Raw genomic sequence first — 6539 nt, 5'->3', positions numbered from 1 at the left:
GGTGGATCTGTAAGAGCACGGGTAACTGGGTGGATCTGTGTAAATGGGGTTAAACGGGTGGGTCTGTGGGAGCTCGGTTAACCGGGTGGATCTGTGTAAATGGGTTAACCGTCTCAAGTGGGGGTTTTGGGTTGCGCCTGGGCCGGAGTGGGGTCAGGCGCAACCGGGGTGGGTGGGGGAATGGGGCTGTTAGGCGACCAGGCCGGCGCGGAAGCCGGCGGCTACTGCGTGGGCTCGGTCTCGGGCGCCCAGTTTTCGGAAGAGGCGGCGGGCGTGGGTTTTTACTGTGTCTTCGGAGACGAAGAGTTCCCGGCCGATTTCGGCGTTGCTCTTGCCGTCGGCCATTCCTCGTAGGACTTGGAGCTCACGCTCCGTGAGGGTGAGGCGGCGGCCTGCCGGGGCGGCCTCGCCGGGGCGGCCGTCGTTGCCCGGCCAGACCAGTGGCCGGCCGGTGACCGGGTCGATGTCCGGGCCGTCGCCACGCTGGGCGGGGACCATCGGGGAGTTCGGCAACATGGCTGGTACGCCCGCCGCGTTGGGAGTGCCCGCCATCGCGAGGCCTTCCCGGTGCAGGCCGCGCGCAGCCGCCGAGTTGTTGTTGCGGCCCGCTTGACCCACCGCCGCGGGCTGGGCATTCGCGCCGTTCATCGGCATGCCCTGTGGGCGGACCGGCAACAGCAACAGCAGCAGCGCCTTGGCGACGACGCTGACCAGGTCGTGCTCGACACCGCGGATGACGCCGCGGGCGCCGGCGGCGACCGCGGCGGCGGCGACCCGGGGGTCTTCCGCGCCGAAGAGAACGAGCTGTGCCTGTGGGGCGCGGGCGAGTACGCGCCGGGTGAAGCCGACGCTGTCGGGACGGGTCACGGCGGTGTCGGCCAGGACAACCTCGGCCGGCCTCTCAGCCAGTCGGATCATGGCCTCGGTCTCGCTCACCGCGGTCCGCACGACACCGGTCATGCCGAGCCGGGCCGCGGTGGACGCGACGGTCTGGGCCGCTAGTGGGGTACGGACGCACACGAGGACGGTACGCACAGTGATCCTCCTTCTCTCTCAGAGGAGATCACGCGAGGGCCGCAGCATTACGCGCTTTAGATGGAAAAAATGGGAAACATCGGTAGGGTTCGCGGCACCGATGCGATACGGCTGACGAAGACATCGACAACTCGTGTGTGATCCGGCGTGTGCCGGGGTAAACGGGCGTCAGGCCTGAGCCAGGGCCCCTCATGACAACACTCCGCGGTGCCGCGCGGGAGGAGGGTGTTGATGTCGAACGTTCGCAGACTGCCCGGGCCCATCGCCGACCTTTGGGATTGGCAGCGACTCGGTAATTGCCGGGGCCGGGACAGTACCCAGTTCTTTCACCCCGACGGCGAGCGCGGGTCGTCCCGCAATCGCCGCGAGGCCAAGGCCAAGAGCATGTGTGGCGCCTGCCCGGTGCGGGCGGAGTGCGCCGCACACGCGCTGGCCGTCCGTGAGCCTTACGGGGTCTGGGGAGGTTTGACCGAGGCGGAGCGGCTGCGGCTGCTCGCGGTCGGCTGGGAAGACCTTGCCGATCGGCATCACGGACGGGTCGACCTCGCCCGGCTCGAGGCACGCCTCGGCCGGCCCCACAAGTCGACGGTTCCGGCACAACGGCAGGCACCTGCGGCCTGACGACGCACCGAGCGCGGCACAACAACACAGCTGACGACGCGGTTCCCCTGCGGGAGCCGCGTCGGCGTATTCGACGGCATGTCAGCCGCATCCGTGGACATGCAAGCCACCGTATGAGCGAACTTGGCCTTGACGTCGGACGAAAAGTGCGGCTTTCGCGTGACACGGCTATCCGGAGTGCGCTGCGCTGACCGGATACCCGCAAAGCTGACCGGATAGCCGTAAACGTGCGCAGCCCGCGGAACCGCGGCGATACGCTCCGGGAACCCAGCGAGCGAGTCACCGGAGCGGAGCGCAGGCGGACATGCCCGGAACCGACATCAAGCCCACCGAGCCGGACCGCCTCGACCGCATCGAGCAGGCAATCGTCCACATCTCGTCGGTGCTGGAGAGCCTCCGGCAGGACCACGATCACGCCGCGACGGGCGCGAGCCGGATGGCGTCGCGCCTCGACCTGATCGACAGCGCGGTCAGTGCCCTGGCAGCGACGGTCGCCGAACGAAAAAGAGCCACGGTGAATGAGCCTGTCAAAGAAGCGACACCCGATGTCGACGGGCTGCTCACTCTGCTGGACACGAGGCAGTCGGTGCCCGGGCTCTGGCCGACGGTGATCGGCGTGGGTTCGCTGCTCGATCTGGACGGGCGGGCCACGTACGAGTCGATGGTCACGGTCATGACCGACGCTCAGGGCTACCAGAACTGATGACGACGACGTCGCAGTACTTCAAGCTCGCCGTCGAGACCCCGGACGAGGACATCAAGCGCTGTCTGCTGACCCTCGCCGAGCGGGATCAGGCCGACCGGATGGAGCTGGCCCGGCTGGCGCATTCCGCCGCACGTCGCGGACAGATCCTCGGCATCCTCGCCGTCACGCTCTGTACGGCGCTGGCGGGCTACGTGGCTTTCCTCGGGCATCCGGGGTGGGCGGCGGCGATAGCGCTGATCGAGGTGGCGGGGATCGCCGGCGCCAACGTGGCCGGGCGGCTCAATCGACGGTGACCTCGACCGAGTGCCAGCCCGTGGCGCCGTCCGGTGCGGGCGGCGCCCCCTCCTCGGTCTGCGTCTGACCCTCGGCGTCGGTGGCCCGGACCTGGATCCGGTGGTCGCCCTTGGTCCCCTGCCACGCGTAGGACCACTGCACCCACGTGTCGGCAGAGACCGCCGGTGCCAGGGTCGCCGCCTCCCAGGCGTTGTCGTCGACCTGTACCTCGACCTTGCTGATGCCGCGGTGCTGCGCCCAGGCCACACCCGCGATCATCACCTGACCGGCCGGCCTCTTGGCCCCGTCCTTCGGGGTGTCGATACGTGATTCCGTCTTGATCGGGCCGAGCGCCGACCATCCCCGCGGCACCCAGTACGCGTCGAAGTCGGTGAACCGGGTCAGCTCGATCTCCGTGACCCACTTGCAGGCGGAGACATAGCCGTAGAGCCCCGGGACGACCATGCGGACCGGGAAGCCGTGCTCCACCGGAAGCGGCTGGCCGTTCATGCCGATCGCCAGCAGCGCGTCGCGGCCGTCCCGCAGGACGGCGGTGGGACTGCCGCAGGTCCAGCCGTCGACCGACCGGGCCACCGCCTGGTCGGCGTCGGGCAGCGGGTCGGCCTCGTCGAGCAGGTCCTTGAGCGCGGTGCCGAGCCAGAGGGCGTTGCCGATCAGGTCACCACCGACCTCGTTGGACACGCAGGCGAGAGTGACGTAGCGCTCGACCATCTGCCGCTGCAGCAGCTGCTCCCAGGTGATGGTGATCGGGTTGCGGACCATGCCGTGGATGCGCAGCTGCCAGGTCGCCGGGTCGACCTGCGGCGGGTAGAGCGACGTGTCGATCCGGTAGAAACTCTCGTTCGACGAGACGTAGGGCGTCGCGCCCGCGACCTGGGCACCGGCCGGGACCGTGGGAACGGCGGCGCTGGACTTGGGCAGCACGACCGACTTGCGCGCCTCGGTCACCGCCCGGCTCGAGGTGAAGAGCCGGCCCGCGAATCCGCCGACCACACCGACGCCCGCCACGATGCCGACCCCGACGAGGAAACGCCGTCTCGAGTCCGAGTCGACCGGCTCCACCGCCTCGGCCAGCGGAACGAGCCGGCGCAGAGCAAAAATCGCCACCGCCGCCGCGATGAGGGAGGGCAGGGCCGCGAACACCCCCGCGTCGTGCCGGGTCACTGCGGCGCTCACGCCGATCACGGCGAAGAGCGCGATTCCCGCGTACGCCCAGAGCCATGACCTCAGCGCGACAATTCCCACCAGGCCGGCGTAAACAGCGAGCAGGATCGCCGTCCCCGTGATGAGCGCGGTCTTGTCGTGCGTGCCGAAGACCGAGATGCCGAAGTCCTTCACCGGCGCGGGCACGTGGTCGACGACCACGCCCCCGACGGCGAGCAGCGGCGACGACAACGGACCGGTGAACACGGCGACGATCTCGGCGAGACCGACGGCCACGGCAGCGGCCGCGATCCCGGCCAGGCCCGCGCGGAGGGTGAGCTTCACGCCTCAATGGTGCACCCTCGAAGATCGCTTGCCGCTTACGAACCGATGACGGCTGCTCGCAGCGGGGGCAGCGCCCCGACCAGGGAGTCCAGCAACTCCACGGCGCACCGGTCGGCGCGGGGTTCCGGCAGCTTCGGCACCCCCTCGACCGGCAGGTCCCACAGCACGCGCCCCGGTGACAGGCTGTCGAGGGCGGTGTACCACTGCTGCAGCGGCTCCCTGAGCTGGACGTGCGCCGCGAAATTGCGCCGGCGCCGGGTCTCGTCACCGTCCCTGCGGCGCAGCAACGTCCCGGCATCCGGCAGGGCGACGAGTACGGCGTCCGCGAACCCGAGCCGCCCGCTGCGGAACGCCTCCCGGGTCACCGCCAGCTCCCGGTCGAACCGGGCCCTCGGCGCCAGCCCGAGCGCCGCCATGCCCCACGCGTAGTGCAGTTTGACCGGATCGGTGTCACAGAAAGCGACGCCGTCCTCCCGTTCCCGTTCGCACGCCGATTCCCAGCGCTCCATGCCCACCCGCACCCAGTGCCGGGCCAGCGCCACTTCGTCGGGTTCCATCCGGACCGCAGCACGCGACTCGGGCACGTACCTGCCGACGTAACGCCGGCACCACGAGGTCTTCCCGGCCGCGGTGGGGCCCTCCACTACGACGATCATCCGCGCACCTTTCCCCGAATCCTGCATCACACACGAGAAAGGGCGCGCCGCGGGAAGCGACGCGCCCTTACGTGCTATTCGATCAGAAGCCCGGACCGTGCTGGTGACCGTGGCCACCGTGGCTGTGGCCACCGCCCTGGGCGGGCTCCGACTCGGCCGGCTTCTCGACCACGAGGCTCTCCGTGGTGAGCAGCAGCCCGGCGATCGAGACGGCGTTGGAGACCGCGTTGCGGGTCACCTTCACCGGGTCGATGATGCCGGTGGCGGCGAGGTCGACGTACTCGTCGGTGGCCGCGTTGAGGCCGTGGCCCCAGCCGAGCTCGGACACCTTGCCCACCACGACGTAACCGTCGTGGCCGGCGTTCTGCGCGATCCACCGCAGGGGCTCGACGAGCGCCTTGCGGACGATCGAGACGCCGATCGCTTCCTCGCCGGTGAGGCCGAGGTCACCATCGAGCGCGGAGACGATCTGCGCGAGGGCGGCGCCGCCGCCCGGGACGGTGCCCTCCTCGACCGCGGCCTTGGTCGCCGCGATGGCGTCCTCGATGCGGTGCTTGCGCTCCTTCATCTCGACCTCGGTCGCGGCACCGGCCTGGATGACGGCGATGCCACCGGAGAGCTTGGCCAGCCGCTCCGAGAGCTTCTCGCGGTCCCAGTCGGAGTCCGAGGCCTCGATCTCCTTGCGGATCTGCGCGACGCGGTCCTCGATGTCGGCCTTCTTGCCGCCGCCATCGACGATGGTCGTGTTCTCCTTGTCGACCACGACGCGCCGGGCGGTGCCCAGCATGTCGACGGTGACCTGGTCGAGCTTGTAACCGAGCTCGGGGGCGATCAGCTCGCCACCGGTCGCGATCGCGAGGTCCTGCAGCATCGCCTTGCGGCGATCCCCGAAGCCGGGCGCCTTGACCGCGACGACCTTGAAGGTCTTGCGCAGGGCGTTGACCACGAGGGTGCTCAGCGCCTGGCCCTCGACGTCCTCAGCCACGATGAGAAGCGGCTTGCTGGCCTGGAGAACCTTCTCCAGCAGCGGCAGCATCTCCTCGACGCTGGAGATCTTCTGGGTGGTGATGAGCAGGTAGGCGTCCTCGAGGACGGCTTCCTGCGACTCGGCGTCGGTCACGAAGTTCGGGGAGATGAAGCCCTTGTCGAACTGCAGACCCTCGGTGACGACGAGCTCGGTGCTGAGGGCGGAACCCTCCTCGACGGTGATGACACCGTCGCGGCCGACCTTCTCCATCGCCTCGGCGATGAGCTCGCCGATGGTCGGGTCCTGGGCCGAGATCGTGGCGACGTTGGCGATCGCCTTGTGATCGCCGACCTCGACGGCCTTGGCCAGTAGCGCCTTGGAGACGGCCTCGGCGGCCTGGTCCATACCGCGCTTGAGCGCGATCGGGTTGGCACCCGCGGTCACGTTGCGCAGGCCCTCGCGGACCAGCGCCTGGGCGAGCACGGTCGCCGTGGTGGTCCCGTCGCCGGCGACGTCGTTGGTCTTGGTCGCCACCTCCTTGACCAGCTGCGCACCGAGGTTCTGGTACGGGTCGGAGAGCTCGATCTCCTTGGCGATGGTGACACCGTCGTTGGTGATCGTGGGCGCGCCGAACTTCTTGTCCAGGACGACGTTGCGGCCGCGCGGGCCGAGGGTGACCTTGACCGTGTCGGCGAGCGTGTTGACGCCGTGCTCGAGCAGGTGCCGGGCGTCGTCAGAGAAGCTGAGAATCTTCGCCATTTATGGTCCCTTC

7 protein-coding genes are annotated in these 6539 nt (G+C 69.4%); 3 read left to right on the top strand and 4 right to left on the bottom strand.

What is annotated here, in order from left to right; genetic code table 11:
• Nucleotides 1–189 precede the first annotated feature (189 nt).
• Nucleotides 190–1035 (bottom strand): response regulator transcription factor, encoded by an 846-nt coding sequence (locus Aco04nite_RS03800; RefSeq protein ID WP_203836337.1) that lies wholly within the window; start codon nucleotides 1033–1035, stop codon nucleotides 190–192.
• 231 nt (nucleotides 1036–1266) lie between these two features.
• Between Aco04nite_RS03800 and Aco04nite_RS03795 the strand changes: the two genes are divergently transcribed.
• From Aco04nite_RS03795 to Aco04nite_RS03785, 3 genes are all read left to right on the top strand, one after another.
• A complete protein-coding gene (locus Aco04nite_RS03795) occupies nucleotides 1267–1656 on the top strand; it encodes a WhiB family transcriptional regulator (RefSeq protein WP_212995733.1) in 390 nt (129 codons plus the stop codon).
• 304 nt (nucleotides 1657–1960) lie between these two features.
• On the top strand, nucleotides 1961–2359 hold the full coding sequence (locus tag Aco04nite_RS03790) for a hypothetical protein (protein WP_212995732.1): 399 nt from the start codon (nucleotides 1961–1963) through the stop codon (nucleotides 2357–2359).
• Entirely contained in the window at nucleotides 2359–2655 is a 297-nt protein-coding gene (locus Aco04nite_RS03785) for a hypothetical protein (RefSeq protein ID WP_212995731.1), read from the top strand. Before Aco04nite_RS03790 ends, Aco04nite_RS03785 begins: the two co-directional genes overlap by 1 nt.
• Here the strand turns inward: Aco04nite_RS03785 and Aco04nite_RS03780 are convergent.
• The 3 genes from Aco04nite_RS03780 to groL form a co-directional block, all read right to left on the bottom strand.
• The gene (locus Aco04nite_RS03780) at nucleotides 2642–4144 is read right to left on the bottom strand and encodes a molybdopterin-dependent oxidoreductase (protein WP_212995730.1); all 1503 of its coding nucleotides are present in this window, start codon (nucleotides 4142–4144) and stop codon (nucleotides 2642–2644) included. The two genes, Aco04nite_RS03785 and Aco04nite_RS03780, sit on opposite strands and share 14 nt — an antisense overlap.
• 35 nt (nucleotides 4145–4179) lie before the next feature.
• Entirely contained in the window at nucleotides 4180–4800 is a 621-nt protein-coding gene (locus Aco04nite_RS03775; RefSeq protein ID WP_203836342.1) for a hypothetical protein, read from the bottom strand.
• An 82-nt stretch (nucleotides 4801–4882) separates the two neighbouring features.
• Nucleotides 4883–6526, bottom strand: coding sequence for a chaperonin GroEL (gene groL, locus Aco04nite_RS03770; RefSeq protein WP_212995729.1), 1644 nt, complete (start codon nucleotides 6524–6526; stop codon nucleotides 4883–4885).
• Nucleotides 6527–6539: the final 13 nt, after the last annotated feature.

The sequence above is a fragment of the Winogradskya consettensis genome (assembly GCF_018332715.1).
Classification (GTDB): domain Bacteria; phylum Actinomycetota; class Actinomycetes; order Mycobacteriales; family Micromonosporaceae; genus Actinoplanes; species Actinoplanes consettensis.
The sequence above is the reverse complement of the archived record's forward strand: the minus strand, read 5'-3'. Positions and strand labels throughout refer to the sequence as shown.

Coding starts and splice junctions, on each gene's coding strand:
- Aco04nite_RS03795 (WP_212995733.1), top strand. CDS start 1,267: ATGTCGAACGTTCGCAGACTGCCCGGGCCCATCGCCGACCTTTGGGAT.
- Aco04nite_RS03790 (WP_212995732.1), top strand. CDS start 1,961: ATGCCCGGAACCGACATCAAGCCCACCGAGCCGGACCGCCTCGACCGC.
- Aco04nite_RS03785 (WP_212995731.1), top strand. CDS start 2,359: ATGACGACGACGTCGCAGTACTTCAAGCTCGCCGTCGAGACCCCGGAC.
- Aco04nite_RS03775 (WP_203836342.1), bottom strand. CDS start 4,800: ATGATCGTCGTAGTGGAGGGCCCCACCGCGGCCGGGAAGACCTCGTGG.
- groL (WP_212995729.1), bottom strand. CDS start 6,526: ATGGCGAAGATTCTCAGCTTCTCTGACGACGCCCGGCACCTGCTCGAG.